Source organism: Chitinophaga oryzae (assembly GCF_012516375.2).
GTDB classification, from domain to species: Bacteria; Bacteroidota; Bacteroidia; order Chitinophagales; family Chitinophagaceae; genus Chitinophaga; species Chitinophaga oryzae.
In genome coordinates, this window is sequence record NZ_CP051204.2 from 4,922,022 (window position 1) to 4,942,468 (window position 20,447).

The following is a 20,447-nucleotide window of genomic DNA, read 5'->3' on the forward strand; positions in this document are numbered from 1 at the left end:
TTAAGTCGGTTAAAGGGTAACGTTAGCCCCAAAGTTGAACGTCTTCATTACCGGGTAGTTGGTATGTCCTCCCATTTCCGGATCGTAGTATTTGCTGTTGAACTTGCTGATCACAAAGAGGTTGGAGCCGCTGAAATATACTTTGAAGCCATTGACGCCCCATCTGCTGATCAGTTTTGACGGCAGGCTGTAACCCACGTTCAGCATGCGCAAGCGCAGAAAGTCGGAACGCGTGAGCCAGAAAGTGCTTTCATCAGCCGTCACGCGGTTGTTACCGTCGTTGCTGGAGTAACGCCGCGGCAGGTAAGCATTGGGATTGTCCGGCGTCCAGCTGTTGCCATACCATTCCTTCCAGTTACGGTTCCATTCTACGTTCTGCGCAAGGTTATTGACATACTTGTATTGTTTCAGGTTACCGTTGATCGTGGCATCCACGGAAATACCCTTCCATTCAAATCCCAGGTTGACACCCAACAGGATAGGGTTGTTATTACCCTTCACTTCCACCTTGTCCCAGTCGTCGATGAGCCCATCGGGTTTGCCATCCGGTCCGTTAAGGTCCTGGTACACCATCTGCCCCAACTGTGGTGCGATGCCGTAATATTTGTAATTAGGATGCGCGGCGTTCCACGCATCGAGGTCGGCCTGCGTGCGCAGGATATGATCGGCGACGCGTGTTACGATGCGGCTGGTAGAGCGACCGATTTCATCCTGGTACGGATAAGTAATGTTCTGGTCTTTGACGATATACCTGGCGCCACCATAGGAAGCGTTGGCATTTACGTAATACTTCACGTTGCCTGCCCTGTTGTTGTATCCCACGGACAGCTCTACCCCGTTGGCATGTACTTCTCCATAGTTCTCGGCGGGCATCTCCCGGGGAAAGGTAGGCGAAATGGTCTGTATTCTTTTGGCAAGGATATCGTAAGTGTTAATGAAATAGTATTCGGCGGTGGCGTTGAAATGCCGCAGAAAATCCACGTCCACAGCCACGTTGTAGGATTTTGTTTTTTCCCAGGTAACGATCGGGTTAGTGATGTTGCCATACTGTATACCCGTTCCCGTTATAGGCGACGTTCCGAAATAAGCGGGTTCTCCGATCTTATACACCTGCATCCACTGGTAAGCGTCTATGTTGTCAGAGCTGGTAAGACCTCCGGAGGCGCGGAGTTTCAGGAAGTCTATTCCTTTGACGTTCCGGAAGAAATTCTCTTTGGAGATCACCCAACCCACGGAGGCAGACGGGAAGAAGCCCCAGCGGGAATCGATCGGAAATTTGTAGGAACCATCATACCTGTAGGAAAAAGTGGCGAGGTACTTCCCGTCATAGTCGTAGAAGAACTGGCCCACCCAAGACTTACGGCCTACTCTTTCGTTGGTGATACCGTCTGCATCTTTATCGTTCGGTTCTTTGCTGGCAGCCCACCATTGGTCGGTGGTATATACCGGGAAATTCTGACGGTAGGCGTCGGCGCCGCCGACTTCTGTCTGCGCTTTTTCCATGAGCACCCACCCGCCTACGTGATGCCGTTTGAAAGTACGGTCATAGCTCAGCTGCAGGTTCAGCTGACTGTAATCAGACCAGCGATAATCTTCTTCGAGGTAATCGTTGCTGACCTGGTTAGTCTTTTTCAGGCCTACGAGGTCTTTTTCATCGAGTGACAGTATCCTGTTACCGGTGCGTTTCATCACCCATACATCATACCTTTTTTCGAAATATTTAAACCGCGTGTTGGACCAGTTGCGGTTGTATTGTACGCTGGCGGTAAGTCCGTCAATACCGGGTATCTTATAACTAAGCTTCAGGTTGAGTGTGGGATTTACTACCGTATTCTTCTTATATCCGCCATCGCCGCGCACCTGGGCGCCCATGTTCATGATCCAGCCATAATCCACCGGATGCCCGCCGTCTGTCCATACCGGCTGTTCCGGTTGCCATATCCGGAGTTTGCCGTACCAGTCGTTAAAATTATCTTCCGTAGGCGGAGAATAGCGGCTGGCCGTATTCAGCGCCAGCCCGGCATATAATTGCAGGCGGTCAGTAATATCTGCGGTAACATTGGAGCGGAGATTATATTTTTTATAATCGAGATTTTCCACGAAGCTTTTCTGTGAGACCATGGACCCACCCATATAATAACGGATCTTGTCACCACCGCCGGAAACACTCAGGTTGTGAGAGGTCGTGGACGGGTCGCGCCATATGGTGGCCAGCTGGTCGTAGCCCCATCCGTTATTGACCGTCTTAAAGAAATCCAGTTCCTGCTGCGACCACAGATCGGTGGCATTGGGGTTGATACGGTTGTACAACAGTCCTACTTCCACGGCGCTGGTCAACGATGCATTTTTGGTACGTTTGTCAACACCGGTGTTAAAAGAATAACTGATAACGGGCCGTGCGGATTTTACGCCTTTGCGTGTTGTCACCACAATAACCCCACCGGCTGCCCGTGCACCGTAGGCCGCTGCAGCCGACGCATCCCGCAGTACGGAAATATTATCGATATCGTTGGGGCTCAGGTTATTAAAATCATCCGCATTGCTCGTCACCATACCATCGATGACAAACAACACCGGTTGCGCCGGCCCTTTTTTGGGATCTTTATCAAAGGTGGTTACCTGCCGGATGACGAACGATGGTTTCGCGCCCGGAACGCCGGCAGGAGTATTCACTTTCAGGCCTGCTACCTGCCCCTGCAAAAGATTGCCGGCAGAAGTAGTAGGCGTTATCCGCTTTACGTCGTCCATTTTTACAACGCCGATAGAGCCGGAGATAGCGGATTTTTTCTGTACGCCATAACCCACCACCACGATAGCATCGAGGTTACTGGAGGTCCCCTGCAGCTTTACCAGTATGCCGGTATCTGCCTTCACCAGGGCGTTGTCATAGCTTAACTGTGAGATCCTGAGCGAACTTCCTTCCGGCACGCCGATCTCAAAAAATCCTGCGCTGTTGGCAACAGCGACTTCTTTACCGCCCAACCGGACAACGGTGGCCCCAGGCAGCGGGCTAAGATCTTTGGCGTCCACAACCTTGCCGGTGGCCCTGACAATTCGCTGCGCCTCAGCAGATTGCATAGAGAGGAATACAAATGACAACCCCAAAGCAGATCCGATTAGTGCTTTGCTTTTTACTTTCATTGTGACTGTAATTAGATTTTGATTGACTTACCGTCGGAAAAATCGATTCATAACGTGTTGTAAATCTCCATCTTTATACAGCCGCAAACCACCACGGATTTGCCGGATTCCGATGTTTTATTTGCGCTTGGGGGAATATCCTATTTTTTGTTGCTGATCCGTAATACGTTCAGGGAATTGGGCGCCAGCCTAAGCGTGACGGCTTGTTGACGCACCGGCACCTTAGATACAACCGGTTGCACCGGCACTTCGTCAAATGTATTGACAGTAACAGGATCGTTTGCGGTGAGCGTAGTCAGCGTAGCACTGCCGGCAGCTTTGTTTTTACCGGTTAACTGTATCGTTCCGGCAGCCACCTGCTGGCCAGCGTTGACGATCTTAACAATAATGTCTCCGGTATTTTTATCAAAGACTGCGCTGGCATAAAGGCTGTCCTGCCCTTTTACCGGCTCGCCGCCCTGGTGTAACGGCAGCACATGGGTACCTTTATTCAGTGAATATAATTTCTGCACCTGGTAGCTGGGCGTGCCCACTACCTTCAGGCTGTTCACCCATATGAGGTCGGGCGCCCATTGCCACTGCTCCGCGCTGGCGAAAAGCGGCGCATAGGAAGCCATGTGCACCACATCAGCATTTCTTTCCAGGCCGGTAAGAAAAGCGGCTTCGGCAATGGCAGCACGCAGTGTGTTGCGCCGGGCGCCGGTGAAGTCTTTCGATTCATGTGCGGCATACTCCCCGGCAAACACTTTAGCGCCGTTTCGGGGATAATGATCGTAACGGCCGGCATTGGCAAGAAACCATTCCGGGCTGCGATAATAATGCTCGTCTATAAAGTCGGCGTTCATCTTGCGGAGCGTGTCGTTGAGGTAGTTGAAACGCGGGCCGTCAGGATCGGTACCGGAGCTGAACACCAGTTTTATTTCCGGGTGTGCGGCTTTCAGCTGGCGGGCGAATTCCGCTGCGCGTTCAATATACTGCGGTCCCCAGTTTTCGTTGCCCACCCCCATCATCGTCAGGTGAAAGGGCGCCGGATGCCCCATATCGGCACGCACCTTACCCCATTTGCTGTCGGCAGGGCCGTTGGCAAATTCCACCAGGTCGATCGCGTCCTGGATGTAAGGCTGCAGCGCGTCCATGGGCGCCAGTTCAGCGGTATTAAACTGGCACGCCATGCCGCAGTTCAGGATAGGCAGCGGCGCTGCGCCGATATCCTCCGCCAGCTGAAAGTATTCGAAAAAGCCGAGGCCGAAGCTCTGAAAGTAATCCGGCGTCAGGCGGTGACCGAATTCCGTATTCCACCGGTTGATGATCAGCTCACGGTCTTCCTGGGGGCCTACCGTCTTTTTCCACTGAAAGCGGTTGGCCAGGTTACGGCCTTCCACGATACAGCCGCCGGGGAACCGGACAAACCCTGGCTGCATATCCGCCAGCATTTGTACCATATCAGCCCTTAACCCCTTGGGCCTGTTTTTCCAGGTATCGCCGGGAAACAGGGAGATCATGTCCATATCGATGCTGCCGTTTCCCTCCAGCCAGAGCGTCAGTTTGGCCGACGGCTCCTCTGCTGCCGCGGCAAAAGTGATCTCCTTCGTTGACCAGCCGGCGCCGGTGGGCGCAGCGGCGAATGAGCCGGTGCCAATCACCTTCCCGGAAGGTGTTACCAGTTCGGCGTGTACTGTTATGCCAGGCTTACCGGTGCGGTATTTGGCAGAAAAATAATACGTTACGTCCTTCCGGATGCCCATGCCTTTGAACCCTTCGTTGGTGAGCCCCCACTCCCCTTTGCGGCGGTTGTTGACGCGGATATGCAGGTAGTGAGGGTTCGCTTTATTATAGGAAGCATTGTTCAGCACCAGCATGTCACCTTCCTCTTTTTTACCGTTCACCGTCCACCCCATCAATGGGTTGTCGAATTCAAAAGAACGGTTCTTCACCAACTCAGCATACAACCCGCCGTCAGCACCCATATTGATATCTTCAAAGAATACGCCGTACATCGTTGGCTGGATGGCAGCACCAGGCTTATCAGCCTGTACGGTAAAAACCTGCTGGCAAACAGCCGGTACGGCTGCCACTATCAGGCTGCACGCCGGCAACCACCATCTCCATTTTTTGATCAGTTTATTTTTCTTCATAACATTGCATCTGCGACTTAGCGACGGACAATTTAAAAATATTATTTGTCATTGTTACAATTATTTTTAACTTACGTGCATTGACTCGTAGTTTGGCCGGGGTAGCGTTTTAGCAGGATTTTAGTTCCTTTGGGGCCGGGCCCTCCCGAACAGCAGTTGTCGCCTCGCCGCGTTTTCTTTTTTTATGGCGACACGGGATATCAATTGGCGTTCCTATGCTGCAGTAATAAATTCTAAGTTCAACACGTTATGATGCGCGTTTTCGTTATGATGGCTATACTGGCCTTACCTTTCCAGGTTGTTGCACAGGTAGCTCCCTACAACTTTTCCAAACTGGATATCTATTCCGGCTTATCGCATAACCAGGTGACGGCGATCCTCAAGGATACGGACGGCTATCTGTGGTTCGGCACCGTATCGGGACTTAACCGGTACGACGGCTACACCTGTAAAGTGCTGCGCAGCCGGCAGAACGACAGCACTTCACTGCCCGACAACTATGTGCTTTCGCTGTATGAACTTCCGGATGGAAAAATGTGGGTGGCAACGAAAGGCGGCCCGTCGGTCTACGATAGCCATACCGAACGTTTCACCGCTAACGCTAACGCCTATCTGAAATCGCTCGGCCTGCCCGAAGGCAATGTATATAATATCACCAAAGGACCGAACGGGCGATACTGGTTTCTGTATGAAAACGGCGACCTGTTCCTGTATGCCCGCCAACAGGCGAAAAAAATCAACACCAACGCCACAGGTAAAATTATTGCCGTCCGGGAAGCTGCCACCGGCAGTTTATGGATGCTGCAACAGAACGGTGTCCTGCAGCAATATGACATCTCCTCCGGCAAAACCGTTTCCACATTTACTGCCGTTCAGCAGCAGGCCAAAGATCACCCGCCAGCCAACCTTTTTATTGACAGCGACGGTGACATATGGCTCTGGAGCTTTGCCTATGGCGCTTACCTGTTCCGGCCGCAGGACAATTCCGTGAGGCCCTTCAATGAAAACTCCGCTCCTTCCCGGCTGTCGTCCGGCCTTGTCAGCCAGATCGTCCAGGACAACGATGGCCTCATCTGGATAGCCACCGACCATGGCGGCATTGCGCTGGTCGATAAAAAGAAAAACTTCCATACCACCTACCTGCTCAACGATCCTAAAAATCCCCAGAGCCTGGGACAAAACAGCATCAACGCCTTATACAAGGATGATAACGGCATCCTGTGGGCAGGCACCTACAAACAAGGCGTGAACTATCTCAACAGCAATATCCTGCAGTTTCCGCATTACCACCACCAGGAAGCAGATGCCAGCAGCCTTCCCTATGACGACGTGAACCGCTTCGTGGAAGACAAGCAGGGTAACCTCTGGATAGGCACCAACGGCGGCGGCCTCCTCTACTTCGACAGGAAAAACAATACCTTCCGGCAATATCAGCACGATCCCCGCAATCCCAACAGCATCAGCAACAACGTTATCGTGAGCCTTTGCCTCGATCACCAGAACGTGCTCTGGATAGGCACCTACTTCGGAGGGCTCAACAGTTTCGATGGTAAAAAATTTACCCGTTACCGGCACAGCGATCAGGACACGTCTTCTCTCGCGGATGATAAGGTATGGGAAGTCTATGAAGACAAAGACCGCCGGCTGTGGGTGGGGACCTGGGGGGCCGGGCTGGACCTGCTCGACCGTAAAACCGGCCGTTTCACGCACTTCTTCCAGGAAAGGACCGGCAATCAGTCGTCCAACTACATCTCCGCACTGATGGGCGACCGCAAAGGCAATTTATGGACCGGCACCACCTATGGGATCATGGTCTTTTCCCCGGACAGAAAACAAATTACCACCTACCGGCATAGCAGCGATAAAAAAAGCCTGAGCAGCAATAATGTCATCTGTTTCCTGGAAGACAGCAAAGGAAGGGTGTGGGTGGGCACCCATGAGGGACTTAACCTGTTCAACGAGCAGACCGGCGACTTTGAGCTGTTCACCATGGCCGACGGCCTACCGGACAACATCATTCTCAATATACTGGAAGATAATTCACAAAGGCTATGGCTATCTACGCCCAGCGGCCTTTGTAGCGCTATGCCCCTGCAGAAAGGCAAAAATATAACGCTGTCCGTTGTCGGTTACGATGAATCCAACAACCTGCAGAACCGCGAATTCAACGACAACGCGGCACTCAAAACCAGTGCCGGGGAACTGATCTTCGGCGGTCCCTCCGGTTTCAATATCATTAACAGCAGCCAGGTAGCCAAAACGGTCAATCGTTCCAAACTTGTTTTTACCGGCCTGCAAATACTGAACACCAATATCAGGCCGGGAGAAACCTTCAACGGCCGCGTAGTGCTGGAACAATCCCTCTCGAAACTCGGGAGCATTGACCTGAAATACCGGGAGAACGTGTTCTCCATCGAATTCGCCTCGCTCGACTATGGCCACAAGGCGCACTACCGATACGCCTATACGCTGGAAGGATTTAACACCGACTGGCTGTATGCAGACGGCGGCCAGCGCAAAGCCACTTACACCAACCTGGACCCGGGGCACTATACGTTTAAGGTCAAAGCGCTCAACAGCGATGGTTCCTGGAGCGATCCTATATCGCTGAAGATCCATGTGGAGCCTCCTTTCTGGCGAACGCCCTTCGCTTTTGCCATCTATCTGCTGACGGCCGCCGGCCTGCTCCTGCTGGCACGGCGCATCACGCTGGACAGGATACACATGCGGTACGAGGTGGAACAGCAGCGCCGCGAAGCTGAGAGGGCACATGCCATAGAACAGGTCAAAACAAAATTCTTCACCAACGTCAGCCATGAACTGCGTACGCCGTTGAGCCTGATCATTTCGCCCCTGGACACCATTATCAAAAACACGGAGAACGAAACACAGCAAAAACAACTGGGACTGGTGCTTCGCAATGCCAAAAGGCTACTGAACCTTGTCAACCAGCTGCTGGATTTCAGAAAAATGGAAGTACAGGCCATCCGGTTACATCTGGCGATGGGCGACATTGTACAGTTCACCCGGGATATCAGCCGGTCTTTTACCGATATCGCGGAAAAGAAGATGATCACATTTCATTTCTCTTCCGCTGTAGACCATCTGGAAATCTATTTTGATAAAGACAAGATCGAAAAGATTCTGTTCAACCTGTTGTCTAACGCGTTTAAATACACGCCGGACAACGGCGCCGTCACATTGCAGCTTTCTACCGATCCTCCTTCCGGCAATGTAGGCGACGCCACGCTCATCATCGAAGTCAGGGACACCGGCATCGGCATCCCTGAAAACCAGCAGCAGAAAATCTTTGAACGTTTCTTTCAGACGGATGTGCCGGCGGACATGGCGAACCAGGGAACGGGCATAGGACTGGCCATCACCCGGGAGTTTGTAAAACTTCACCACGGCGTAATTACAGTAAAAAGCGCACCCGGCCAGGGCACTTGCTTTACCGTACGGATACCGGCCAAAAAGATATACGACCCCGTTATACGCAGTACCACCCCCCTGTTGACCGACGACGATGCCACACAGATGTTGTCCGGGGAAACGCGGAAAAGCAGCAGGATGAAAACCATCCTTGTAGTGGAAGACAACGAAGACCTTCGCTTCTACCTGAAAGATAACCTGCGGGGACAATATCATATCGAAGAAGCTACCAATGGCAAAGAGGGATGGGAAAAAGTGAAGTCGTGCAATCCCGACCTGGTGGTCAGCGATATTATGATGCCGCTGTCGGACGGCATTGACCTCGTTAAGCATATCAGAACGGAAACAGGGACGGCGCATATTCCGGTGATCCTGCTCACCGCCGTTGGCGACGAGGGCAGGCAGCTGCAGGCTTTTGCCGCCGGCGCCAACGACTACATCACCAAACCCTTTACTTTCGAAATACTGGATTCGCGGATTAAAAACCTGCTGGCGCAACAGAAACTGCTGCAGAAAAGATTTCAGAAGCAAATTGAAGTCAATCCCGCCGAGATAACCGTTACTTCAGTAGATGCCACCTTCCTGCAAAATACGCTGGACATCATCGAGCAACAGATGGACAACCCGGACTTCTCTGTAGAAGATTTCAGCTCAGCCATGCACATGAACCGGGTGACGCTTTACCGGAAGATCGTGGCTCTTACCGGCAAATCCCCGCTGGAATTCATCCGTTCCATCCGGCTGAAGCGTGCAGCGCAGCTACTGGAAAAAAGCGGTATGACTATCGCGGAGATCGCCTATAACGTGGGATTCAATAACCCCAAACAATTCTCGAAATTTTTCAAGGAAGAATTCAAGGTGTTGCCGTCGCAGTATGCGGCGAATAAAAAAGAAAGCGACAGCTGACCGTTATGACTGCGTTATTCCACTTTGGGTTGCTGTCCTGAACAGAACGACAGCGTTCTGTTCAATCTCTGTAACATAAATGCTTTTTACAAAACAACGACAGCGATCATGGGGATGATCGCTGCCGGCAAACAGGGTTTCATACGGGTAACATTATATCAATTTTCCACGGTACTATTGTTGTTTCGACACATAGTTGTATACCATCAATGCCGGTCCGTCGCACGAGGTCCTCAGCACGCCCAGCTGCATGGATTTTTCCGTTAATGAAAGCAGCCGGATATTGCCCCACGCCGCCACACAGGCGTCGCGGCCCGCATCGTGAATAGGCGTGGCATCCGTCATCGTCAGTTTTTTCGTATTGGCGTCCAGGTAGAAAGTGCCGTTTTCGGTGCCTCTTGCGGGCACCTGTTTATGCATCACCTTCACGAACGGACCACCTTTAAGGCTAAACGTCATGGTGCCATAATCGCCGGCGGGCATCAGCCAGGTATTGTCAGCGTACTTGGGGGCCCATGACCAGCAGTCGCCGCCTGTTTTCATGCAATCGCCGCCCCAGCCGTTGTCGGTACCGTAGAAGAAGAGCGGACCGTCAAACACAGTAGCTTCAATGTCCAGCACCCATGTTTTTTCCTGGCCAACGCCGCCGGTCAGGGCATTCCACAACGGATCGTTGACATAATTCAGGTTATCGGCGGTGACATGGACCTTAATGGAATCCAGCTGCACGATCCCCCCGTCTGTGAGCGCGGAACGCCGGATCACGTAATCGCCTTTGAAGGCGAAGTGGATAGTGTCCGTCTGCCGGCTGGACCTGCCGGTGCCATAGTCCCACACGGGGATGACCTCAGCGGTATGATTGATCAGGTACAGGGTATTGCCTCCGGGGTCTGCCGTCAGGTCCTGCTTCACCTCCATGTTGATGGCCGACTTGTCAGGCAACGGGGACAGACTGTATTCTTTCTTCTTACAGGAAAGTATAGTGGATATTATCATGAGCGACAGCAATACTGCCGGCTTCAGGTATGACAGCTTGTTCATAGTGGTATATTTTATGGGATGATCACCAGCCTGTGTTTTGTTTCAGTACGCCGTTGGACAGGGTCACCTGTGAATAAGGAATCTGTGACAGTCCTTTCGTCTCCGTAATTTTTCCTGCCTGTATGGTCTTCGTCGTATTTACATCACCGTTTTGCACGGTGGTGGTTTCCGCGATGGCAGCTGCCGCCGCGGCGATGCCCTGGCGCAGCAGGTCCCAGTAACGGATGCCCTCTCCGGCAAATTCAAACCTTCTTTCCTGGAGAATATTGGCCTGGCTCACCGGCAATGCCGTGAAGTTATTGCCGAAGGCGCGTTTGCGGACATCGTCAAAATATTTCTGCGCGTTGGGAGAACCCAGTTCGGCCGCCATCAGCAGTACATCTGCATAACGGATGGACACATAATCCTGGAACTGCCCGATCATAAAGTTGGTACCACCCATTTTCACGGCGAGGCTGTTGCCCGCTTCGTCCACCAGGGGCGTGTACTTTTTCATATAGTAACCGGTATACTCCCGTTGGTCTTTGCTATTTGTAAATGCCAATCCTTCGTCAGCGATAGATATGATCGTGGCTTTTCTCCTGGTGTCGTTGGCAGCGTATGCGCTCCAGAGCCGGGCGCTGACAGGGCAACCGCCCCATCCCATGCCGTACGGGAATATACTCTGGCCACGGAGGCCGTTCATTACCATCCAGTGGTTACCGTCCGTATTGCCGTTGTAATCGCTGGTATACGTGTACTTGATGGCGAAGATGGTTTCCTTGTTATCTTCTCCCACATAATCATTGAGCGATGCTGCCGGCCACAGGTGGGCGAATTTTTCTACCAGCCCGAATCCGCCGTTGGTGATCACATCTTCGAGGTAAGCCAGCGCCTGTTGTTTAGACACCGTGCTGACGAGGTCCGTCTTGCCATAATAACCGGTATAATACAGGTACACCCTTCCGATCAGGGCTTCTACCGCCCATTTGGTGACCCTGCCACGTGTAGCGGCAGGCTGCGCGCCATAATTTACCGCCGGAAGATTGTTGGCCGCAAACACCAGGTCGTCGGCTATAAGCTTGTACACACTGTCGGGACTGGCCTGCGGAACGTTATCTGTCGTAGGTTTTGACAGCAGCGGGATATTCCCCCACAATCTCACCATATCAAAATACAGGTAGGCGCGTATAAACCTGGCTTCGGATTCGTATACCGGGCGCAGGTTTTCGCTGCCTTTCCAGTCCACCTGGTCGAGGTGGGTCAGCAGCATATTGGCCCGGTAGATGGCTTTATAGTAAGCGCTCCAGTTATCGCCGAACAGGCTCTGATCGGATGGGGAACGCAGCTTGTCAAATTCATCGATCATCTGGTAACCGAAGCCGTCGGCATTACCGGTGCCGCCAAAAGCGTTATCAGACAGTATTTCCGTGGCTATCGGCATGGACACGCCGCCGGCCCATACGGTCTGCAGCCCGTCGTAAACGCCTACCAGCGCTTTAAAAGCATCGTTGGGTGTTTTATAAAAGTTCTGCTCCGTAGCGGTGGTAACATCCTCCGTATCGAGGAAACTTTTGCTGCAGGCTGCCAGGGATGCCAGCGCGAATAGCAGTGTATATATGCGTAGCTTTTTCATCTTCATGTAGATTTTGGTTAGAAGCGGAGATTAGCACCTATCATCATGGTCCTTGGCCTTGGGTAGTAACCGATGTCCACACCGGTGGAGAAACCTTCGTTGTAGCCGATTTCAGGGTCCATGCCGTTGTATTTCGTAAAGGTAAAAGCGTTTAATACGGAAGCGTATACACGCAGTCTGCCCAGGTAGTTGCGGGACACCAGTTTAGAGAAATCATATCCCAGCGTGATGGTGTTGATACGCAGGAAACTGCCGTCATGGATGTACAGGTCAGAGAACTGTGTCCAGTTGCGGTTGTCTTCCGTTACCCTTGGCATTTTGTTGGAAGAGCCGGTGCCATGCCAGCGGTCGAGGATAGCGGCGGAATAGTTGCCCAGCGCGCTGGACTGGTTTCTCCATGACTGCACGATTTCATTACCGGATACGCCGGACGCCTGCACCTGCAGGTCGAAGCCTTTGTAATCCAGCGCGATGTTAAATCCGAAGGTGAAGCGCGGGTTCGGGTCTCCGATCATGGTCTTGTCGTTGGCATCGATGACACCGTCGCCATTGAGGTCCACAAAACGCACGTCTCCGGGTTTCGCGTCCGGCTGAATGGGTTTGCCGGCTTTGCCTTTATAATCGTTTACTTCCGCTTCCGTCTGGAAGATGCCAGCTGTTTTCAGTCCCCAGAAATAACCGATAGGCAAGCCATTCGCTGCCCGGTAAAACTCGAGTGAATTTTCATACAGCGTATTGGTGTTGCCGTGGATGATATGATCGTTGGTGGGGATGTTGCCGATCTTGTTTTTGTTATAGGCGCCGTTCACACCTACCGTGTAGTGGAAGTCCCTGCCGATGCTGTTCTGGTAGGACAGCGCCAGCTCCACGCCGGTGTTGCTCACGTCCCCACCGTTGATCAGCGGCGCGTCGGCGCCGGCGGTAGCCAGTATCGGCGCGCTGATCAGCCAGTCTTTCGTCTTTTTGATATAGTAGTCGAACGTAACGCTCAGGTTTTTCATGAGCGTCGCATCAAAACCGATGTTGGTCTGTTCCGATGTTTCCCATTTCACGTTGGGGTTAGCCAGCCTGCTGGGATAAGCACCTTGTGTATTGACGCCCTCCACGGGTCCGAAGATATAGGAGGCATTGTTGAAAGCGATGGGCGACAGGTATTGGTAAGCAGCCACGTTCTGGTTGCCCACCTGTCCCCAGGTGGCGCGTAATTTCAGGAAGTCCAGCCAGGTGGCGCTTTCCATAAACGCTTCTTTAGACACCACCCATCCGGCGCCTGCGGAAGGGAAATAACCCCAACGGTTATCCGGTGCGAAACGGGAAGAGCCATCTGCCCGGAAGGTGAGGTTCAGCAGGTATTTTTCCTTGTAGTTATATTGCAGCCTGCCGAAGTAAGACGCCAGCGCGTTGGTGAAAGGTCCGCCGCTCAGGCTCATGTATGGCGCGCCTTTGGTGACGTTCTGCGCTACGGACAGGTAAGCATGCCACAGATCGGCGATGCGCAGGTCGCGGTTGTTGCCCGTCATGCTCACACCGGTGGCTTTTAATGCTGACGATCCGGCCATCACACTGAAGCTGTGGTTATCGCCAAGGGTAAAATCATAGCTGAGGGAGTTGTCGAACTGGATCGTCTGACCGCTGCCCATCGACTGGGTTACCCTGGAAGTATCGTTGAACGCATAGATAGACAGGTGGTATACCGGCGTGAAGCCGTGGCTCTGGTTGGAATAGTAGTTCAGGCCCAGGCTGGTACGGAATTTCAGTCCTTTGATGGGTTCTGCCTGTAAGTATACGTCGCCGAATAATCCCTGGCTGCTGCTGCGATTCTGGTTGGAATAATACATCACCGCGTACGGGTTGGATTCCCCGTTGTTCCAGGACCTGTCGGGCTTTCCGGGGTACCAGCCGACTTTGTCCGCCGCGAAGAAATTGCCGTCGCTGTCGTACATGGGCAGGAAAGGGCTGGTGGTAAAGGCAGCTCGCAGGGAGTTGTTGTACTGGTTACCTACCCCGATGCCGTAGGTGTTCTGGTAGTTGAACGTCAGGTGCTCCCCTGCCTTGATGATGTCTTTATATAACTTGTGTTCGGAATTGATACGGAAAGTGTAACGTTCCAGGTTGGAAGTGCTGGCGCCACCTACGATACCGCCCTGGCTGGTATAACCTAACGATAAGGAATATACGGAGGCCGCGCTGCCGCCCTGTACACCGAGGACATAGTTCTGGGTAGGCACATTTTTTTTGAACATCTGGTCCATCCAGTTGGTGCCTTCCGACAGGTTGTTGATCACATCGTTGGTGAAATAAGGTGTTTTCCCGGAGTTGACCGCCGCTTCATTCATAATGACCGCATACTCTTTGGCATTGAGCAGTTTAGCTTTGCGGGCCACGTTTTGCAGGCCATAGAAAACATCCAGGGTCACCTGCGCTTTCTGGTTGGCTTTACCCGAGCGGGTTGTTACCAGGATAACGCCGTTAGCCGCCTGTGAACCGTAGATAGCTGCTGAGGCGGCGTCTTTCAGCACATCGATGGAGGCGATGTCCGCGGGGTTAAGGTAAGTAATGTCGCTGGTCTGTACCCCGTCGACGATATACAGCGGTGCAAAGTTACCCACCGTGCCTTTACCGCGGATGACCACATTCATCGCCGAACCCGGCTGGCCGGAATAGCTGGTGAGCTGCACGCCGGGCGCCTGCCCCTGCAAAGCCTGCAGGGCGTTGGTGGTGCTTTGTTTCTGCAGGTCGTCTCCTTTCACCTGCAGGTTAGCGCCGGTAACCAGTTTTTTCTTTTGCACGCCATAGCCGATGACCACGAGGTCTTCGATCTGTGTCACGGACTCCTGTAATTGCAGCTTCATTTCAGTGCCGGTTACCTTGAGTTCCTGCGGCACGTAGCCGACGGAGGTCACCACCAGCACGGCGCCGGGGGCGGCATCGATTTTAAAGAACCCGCCATTGTCGGTGACGGTACCCTTGGTAGTACCTTTAACGGTCACCGACGCTCCCGCTATGGACGCTGCGGTTTTCGCGGAAGTGATACGGCCCGTTACGGGCTGCGTTTGTGCCATAACGGAAGGGCTTATCAACAGGACCGTCAGCCATGCATAGAGCAACAACTGTCCTGCTTTTCTTAGTGATCTTTTCATAAAAGTCGGGCATTTGGATTTTGGTAGTGATAAAACCGGCGCTTATAGTTTGATGGTCAATTGCTTTCCTTCATAATGTACCTCCTGATCGGCCTTCGCAGCGGCATCCAGCGGTTTGGGCGCGGCGGCGCTCACCCGGACGATCCGGAACACGCGCTGCTGCAGCATACCGTTGTAAGTTCCCTTGCGGTCGCCTATTGTAAGTGTCTTTGAGCCTTCCTGGTAGTCGATGGGGATGATGGTAAACTGTCCTTTCTCATAGTTATAGGAGCTGCCGTCGTCTTCGTAGAGCCGGAAAGCGCCATTCTTACCGGTGTAGACGTACAGCGTAATAGTGTCGGCAGGTTTTTCGGAAGTGTATTGCAGTGCAGGGCCTGCCGGAATGATGGCCCCTTCCTTTACATACAGCGGCATACGGCCATAGGGCGCATCGGCTGTAATTCTTTTACCGCCGGCATGCCGGGCACCGGTGTACAGGTCGTACCAGCCTTGTCCTGCGGGCAGGTACACTTCGCGGCTGCGTTGTTTGTACTGATAAACCGGGTTAACAAGGATGGACGGGCCGAACATAAACTGGTCTCCTATGTTCAACACGGTGGTGTCTTTGGCAAAGTCCATGACCAGTCCTCGCATCATCGTATAGTCGTCATGGTAGGCGGCGCCTGCCAGTGAATAGCTGTAAGGCAGCAGCCGGTACCGGAGCTGATCGTAGTAGAGGAAACTTTCGTAGGCCGGATGGTCTTCCGGAGCCGTGTTAAAGATTTCGCGGTAAGGAAACTGGCCGTGGGAGCGGAACAGCGGCACAAACGCGCCAAACTGTGTCCAGCGGGTGCTGAGTTCCCGCCACTCTTCCAGGCTTTCTGCGTCCGGTTTTTCAAACTTCGCCGGCACTACAAAACCGCCGATGTCCATGGTCCAGTAAGGCAGTCCTGACAGGGAGAAGTTGATGCCTGCGGAGATCTGCGTTTGCATGTCTTTCCAGGTGGCGCCGATGTCGCCGCTCCAGATGGCTGCCGCATAACGCTGGGAGCCGCCGAAGCCGGAGCGGGTCAGCAGGAACACCCTTTTGTCCGGGTCTGCCTGCCGCTGTCCTTCGTAGATGCCTTTGGCGTTTTGCAGCGGGTAGGCGTTCAGGTATTCCGCCGCCGGGCCCAGGGCGGTAGGCGTCATCTGCTGTTTTCTTCTTTCAGGGCTTACGTTGGAGAGGACGTCCGGTTCGCTGGCATCCATCCACCAGGCGTCGATACCTTTGGTATAGAGCTTTTGATGGATCAGGTCCCAGAAGCCTTTGCGGGCGTCTTCATTAAAGGCGTCGTAAAAAGTAGATACGTAGCCGTTACCGATCCAGTCGCGCTGCTCATCGGCGATATTGCGTTTATAGAGCCATCCTTTTTTATCGAACGCATTGTAAGCGGGGATATCTTTATAGAACTTCGGCCATACCGATATCATGATCTGCGTGTGGTACTTTTTGTGCAGCACATCGATCATACTGTCGGGCGACGGGAACCGGGCCGGGTCAAACTCCTGGCTTCCCCAGGCGGCCTCTTTCCAGTAGCTCCAGTCCAGCACGATGTTGTCCAACGGTATTTTTCTTTTGCGGAACTCGTCGACGGTCGAGAGTATTTCTTCCTGCGTTTTGTACCGTTCCCTGCTTTGCCAGAAGCCCATTGCCCATTTAGGGACGATCGGCGCTTTGCCTGTCAGTTCGCGGTAGCAGGCAATCACCTCGTCCATGTTACCGCCATGCACGAAATAGTAATCTACCTGGCGGCCTGCTTCGGAGGAAAAGCCGAAGCAACGCTCTTCTGCTTTGCTCAACGGCGCCTGCCATTTCAGTGACAGGTATGACTCCGGGCTTTCGGGCGTCCATTCAATTTTCACCGGTACCTTCACGCCCTTTTCAAAGTTAACCGGCACCAGCGCGGGCGCCGGGTTCCATGCCTTGCGCCAGTGGTCCAGTACCAGCCGGCCGTTCAGCCATACTTTCAGGGTGCCACCGAAGGTAAACCGCAGTTGATGCAGCCCGGAAAAATGACTGGCCACACTACCTTCCCATGAGGCCACCCCGGTGGCCGGCGTAAACCCTGGCGGAAGCGTCGCCTTTGAGTCTCCCAAAAACTCCATGTTAATCGCTGATTCTGCCCGGGTAGCGGTCACTTGCTGCGGCTGGCGGGCATTATTGGCGTAAGTGGCCGTCAGCCATCCTTCTGTTCCGTTTTTGTCGAACAGCTGCAGCGCGGAAAGCGGGTGAAGCGGCCGTATGTCCCCGGCCGTGGTCAGGGAATAGTTATCCCAGAGGATACCGTAGTTTTTATGGGAGACCAGGAAAGGAATGGCCACTTCGGTATTGTTCTGGAAAAAGGTAACCTGTTGTCCTTTGTAATTATATATGCCATCCTGGTGCTGACCGAGGCCATACCAGGCATCGCCGTCCGCCCCTTCAAACTGTTGGGTAAGATGATAATACGGACGTCCGTCGAAGATGGCAGCCTGAAAGGTCCGTCCACCGATAGCTTTCTCGGCCAGTATTTTTTCTCCTCTGGCATCGAGGAAAGACACCCTGCCTGTCTTCGCCTGTACTATAACGGTCAGCTTTTGGGTTTTCAGCGTTACGGCCTCATTGGAGGCCGTCAGCTTCCAGGCGGGCGCCGGCCGGTGGGTGTTGACCGTCATCAGGCTTTGAACGGGCGCCGGTTCCTTACCCGGCGCGGCTACTACCCTGATAATGTCGTCGGTCACCACATAGAGCCGGACGGAGTGGGAAGAACCTGTAAAAGAAGGGTCCGTATAAACCACGACCCCTTCTTTAGTTTGTAAATAAAACGGCGTGCCTGCCATCGAAACGTGGTAAATAAGCATAAGCAAAAGCCAGGCGATAGTGATCGTCCTTTTCATAACGTGATGTAGTCTTGTCGTGGAATAATAATGCTGTAAAGTTGCTCAATGCGGGGGAATAAGAGGGGTGGCATATGTTGCATTCTGGGGTATCATATGTTGCAACAGGTTGAATTTCAGACCCAAAGGGTTAAGTATCCGGTAAAATAACAAGGACCGGCTCAATTGGCCGGTCCCGGGAAAGGGTGTTAGTGAATGGATGTATGTATGATAGATTGAGTACGATCGTAACGGGTGAAACCAGCAAAGCGCTGGTTTGGCTACCGGATTTTTAAAACCGCCGCATAAGGGAACGCCGGTTTATTTTCCGGCAGGGTGACCTCCAGTGCGTCCGTATGTTGTTGAAAGCGTACTTCACCGCCTCCCAGTAAATCGATCCTGTTCACCTTTTCCGGGCGCAGCGTACTTCCGGCGGCGAGACTTTTGATGTTGATCTTTCCATCTTCGGGCCAGCCCAGTAACACGGCGTACAGTGAGTCTCCTTTTGCGGTAAAACGGATATCGCCGGCGCCAAAAGGTTTGCCTTTCCCTTCGTTGAATCCCTGTGCGGCGATGGGGGCAACATTTTCCAGGGCCGGGCCTTCGCCCAGCACTTTCCACGGCCGGGTGTCGAATATGCATTCCGCATTGACGGCCATCCAGGCGGCTATTTCTTCGAGGATGGCTTTCTCCTGGTCGTCGATGGCGCCGTTGCCTTTCACCGGGATATTGAGCAGGAGGTTGCCGTTTTTGCTCACTACGTCCACCAGTGTCTGGATAACTGTTTTACCGGATTTATACCACTTACCGTCAAAGAACCGCTTGTCATAGTGCCAGGCTCCGATACAGGTATCCGTTTGCCAGGCGAACGGTTCAATCACGTTGCTCTGCCCCCTTTCTATATCCCATACCATGCACTTGCGCTGCATTTCGTTCAATACCTTACCGTTCAGTACCGCCTGCAGCTGGCCTTTATGGCGTTTGATGCTTTTATTGTAGTGATAGGCTGCGATCTGCAGGCCTACATCGCTGACCGGATATAACGGCAACACCGTGTCATCGAAATAAACCAGCTCCGGTTCGTAGCGGTCCAGGAGGTCGAGGGTCCTTTTCAGGAACAGGTCGCAGTAAGCTTTTGACGGCGGTACCGCCCCGTTGTGCCAGTCCCACTGCCGGAAAACGGCGCCGTTATCCAGGCTGTTTTCACTCAGCGGATGGTTTTGCGCGTAGAGCAGCTGCGGGTCCAGTCCTTCCCACCAGGCACCTTTGCCGTCGGCTTTTGTCAGTTTTCCGTCGTAAGGCACGCCGGCCAGCGGACCGTTTTTATCGGCGCGCTGCGCTACTTCATACCATGTCCAGGCGTGGGCGGCGTGTATGCTGACGCCGAAAGGGAGCCCGTTGTTGCGTGCTGCTTTGGCCCAGCCGCCAATGATATCCTTTTTAGGCCCGACGTTCATGACGTTCCATGCATGATGGCGGGAGTTCCAGAGGTCCAGGTTATCGTGGTGGTTGGCCATGGCGAAAAAGTACTTCGCACCCGCCCGTTTGTACAGGGATACCAGTTGCTCCGGGTCCCATTGTTCCGCTTTCCATTGATGGATAACATCTTTAAAACCAAACTTCGACGGATGGCCATATTTCTGAAGATGGTATTTATACTGGTCGCTGCCTTCCACATACATGCCGCGCGCGTACCAGTCGCCGTACTCCGGCTCACACTGCGGGCCCCAGTGCGCCCATATGCCAAACTTGGCATTGCGGTACCATTCCGGAACGCTGTATTGCTGCAGCGACTCCCAGCTGGCCGTAAAAGGCCCCTGGGCTGTATACGGGGCCAGCGGCCCGCCGATGGATGCGCCTGCCTGCTTTGATAATAAATAAGCAGGAACAGTCAACCCCAGATATTTGATAAGTGATCTTCTATTCACAGTGGCAAATTTTATGTATGAAAGGGAAATAATATTGAAATCATCGCTTCCTGTTTTGCTGCGCGATGGCGGTGCGGGTTTTGCAGGTAGCAGCGGGATGTATGCTGCGGATCGAAGAGAAATTTTCCTGCAACAGCGTGGTAAGTTGGCAAACACTTCTCAAGCAGTCCCTGTTGCAGGAAAATATCCTGTGTGCATAACGTGGAATTCTATCTATATGCAATAAAATAAA

At 53.0% G+C, this 20,447-nt stretch carries 9 protein-coding genes; 2 read left to right on the forward strand and 7 right to left on the reverse strand.

Annotated elements, in window-relative coordinates:
• Nucleotides 1–9 precede the first annotated feature (9 nt).
• Together HF324_RS19940 and HF324_RS19945 are read right to left on the reverse strand one after the other, a co-directional pair.
• Nucleotides 10–3,141 (reverse strand): SusC/RagA family TonB-linked outer membrane protein, encoded by a 3,132-nt coding sequence (locus HF324_RS19940; RefSeq protein WP_168860632.1) that lies wholly within the window; start codon nucleotides 3,139–3,141, stop codon nucleotides 10–12.
• A 140-nt stretch (nucleotides 3,142–3,281) separates the two neighbouring features.
• The gene (locus HF324_RS19945) at nucleotides 3,282–5,276 is read right to left on the reverse strand and encodes an alpha-L-arabinofuranosidase family protein (RefSeq protein ID WP_168860633.1); all 1,995 of its coding nucleotides are present in this window, start codon (nucleotides 5,274–5,276) and stop codon (nucleotides 3,282–3,284) included.
• A 249-nt stretch (nucleotides 5,277–5,525) separates the two neighbouring features.
• Between HF324_RS19945 and HF324_RS19950 the strand changes: the two genes are divergently transcribed.
• Nucleotides 5,526–9,614, forward strand: coding sequence for a hybrid sensor histidine kinase/response regulator transcription factor (locus tag HF324_RS19950; RefSeq protein ID WP_193114956.1), 4,089 nt, complete (start codon nucleotides 5,526–5,528; stop codon nucleotides 9,612–9,614).
• 174 nt (nucleotides 9,615–9,788) lie between these two features.
• Here the strand turns inward: HF324_RS19950 and HF324_RS19955 are convergent, their stop codons facing one another.
• The 5 genes from HF324_RS19955 to HF324_RS19975 form a co-directional block, all read right to left on the reverse strand.
• The gene (locus tag HF324_RS19955) at nucleotides 9,789–10,655 is read right to left on the reverse strand and encodes a hypothetical protein (RefSeq protein WP_168804173.1); all 867 of its coding nucleotides are present in this window, start codon (nucleotides 10,653–10,655) and stop codon (nucleotides 9,789–9,791) included.
• A gap of 22 nt (nucleotides 10,656–10,677) precedes the next feature.
• Entirely contained in the window at nucleotides 10,678–12,270 is a 1,593-nt protein-coding gene (locus HF324_RS19960; protein ID WP_168804174.1) for a RagB/SusD family nutrient uptake outer membrane protein, read from the reverse strand.
• 17 nt (nucleotides 12,271–12,287) lie between these two features.
• On the reverse strand, nucleotides 12,288–15,410 hold the full coding sequence (locus HF324_RS19965) for a SusC/RagA family TonB-linked outer membrane protein (protein ID WP_168860635.1): 3,123 nt from the start codon (nucleotides 15,408–15,410) through the stop codon (nucleotides 12,288–12,290).
• Nucleotides 15,411–15,452: 42 nt separating this feature from the next.
• Nucleotides 15,453–18,308 (reverse strand): TIM-barrel domain-containing protein, encoded by a 2,856-nt coding sequence (locus HF324_RS19970; protein WP_168860636.1) that lies wholly within the window; start codon nucleotides 18,306–18,308, stop codon nucleotides 15,453–15,455.
• A gap of 260 nt (nucleotides 18,309–18,568) precedes the next feature.
• Nucleotides 18,569–20,215: an alpha-L-fucosidase gene (locus tag HF324_RS19975; protein ID WP_168804177.1), complete on the reverse strand. Its 1,647-nt coding sequence runs from the start codon at nucleotides 20,213–20,215 to the stop codon at nucleotides 18,569–18,571.
• A 13-nt stretch (nucleotides 20,216–20,228) separates the two neighbouring features.
• Between HF324_RS19975 and HF324_RS19980 the strand changes: the two genes are divergently transcribed.
• Entirely contained in the window at nucleotides 20,229–20,441 is a 213-nt protein-coding gene (locus HF324_RS19980; protein WP_168860637.1) for a hypothetical protein, read from the forward strand.
• Nucleotides 20,442–20,447: the final 6 nt, after the last annotated feature.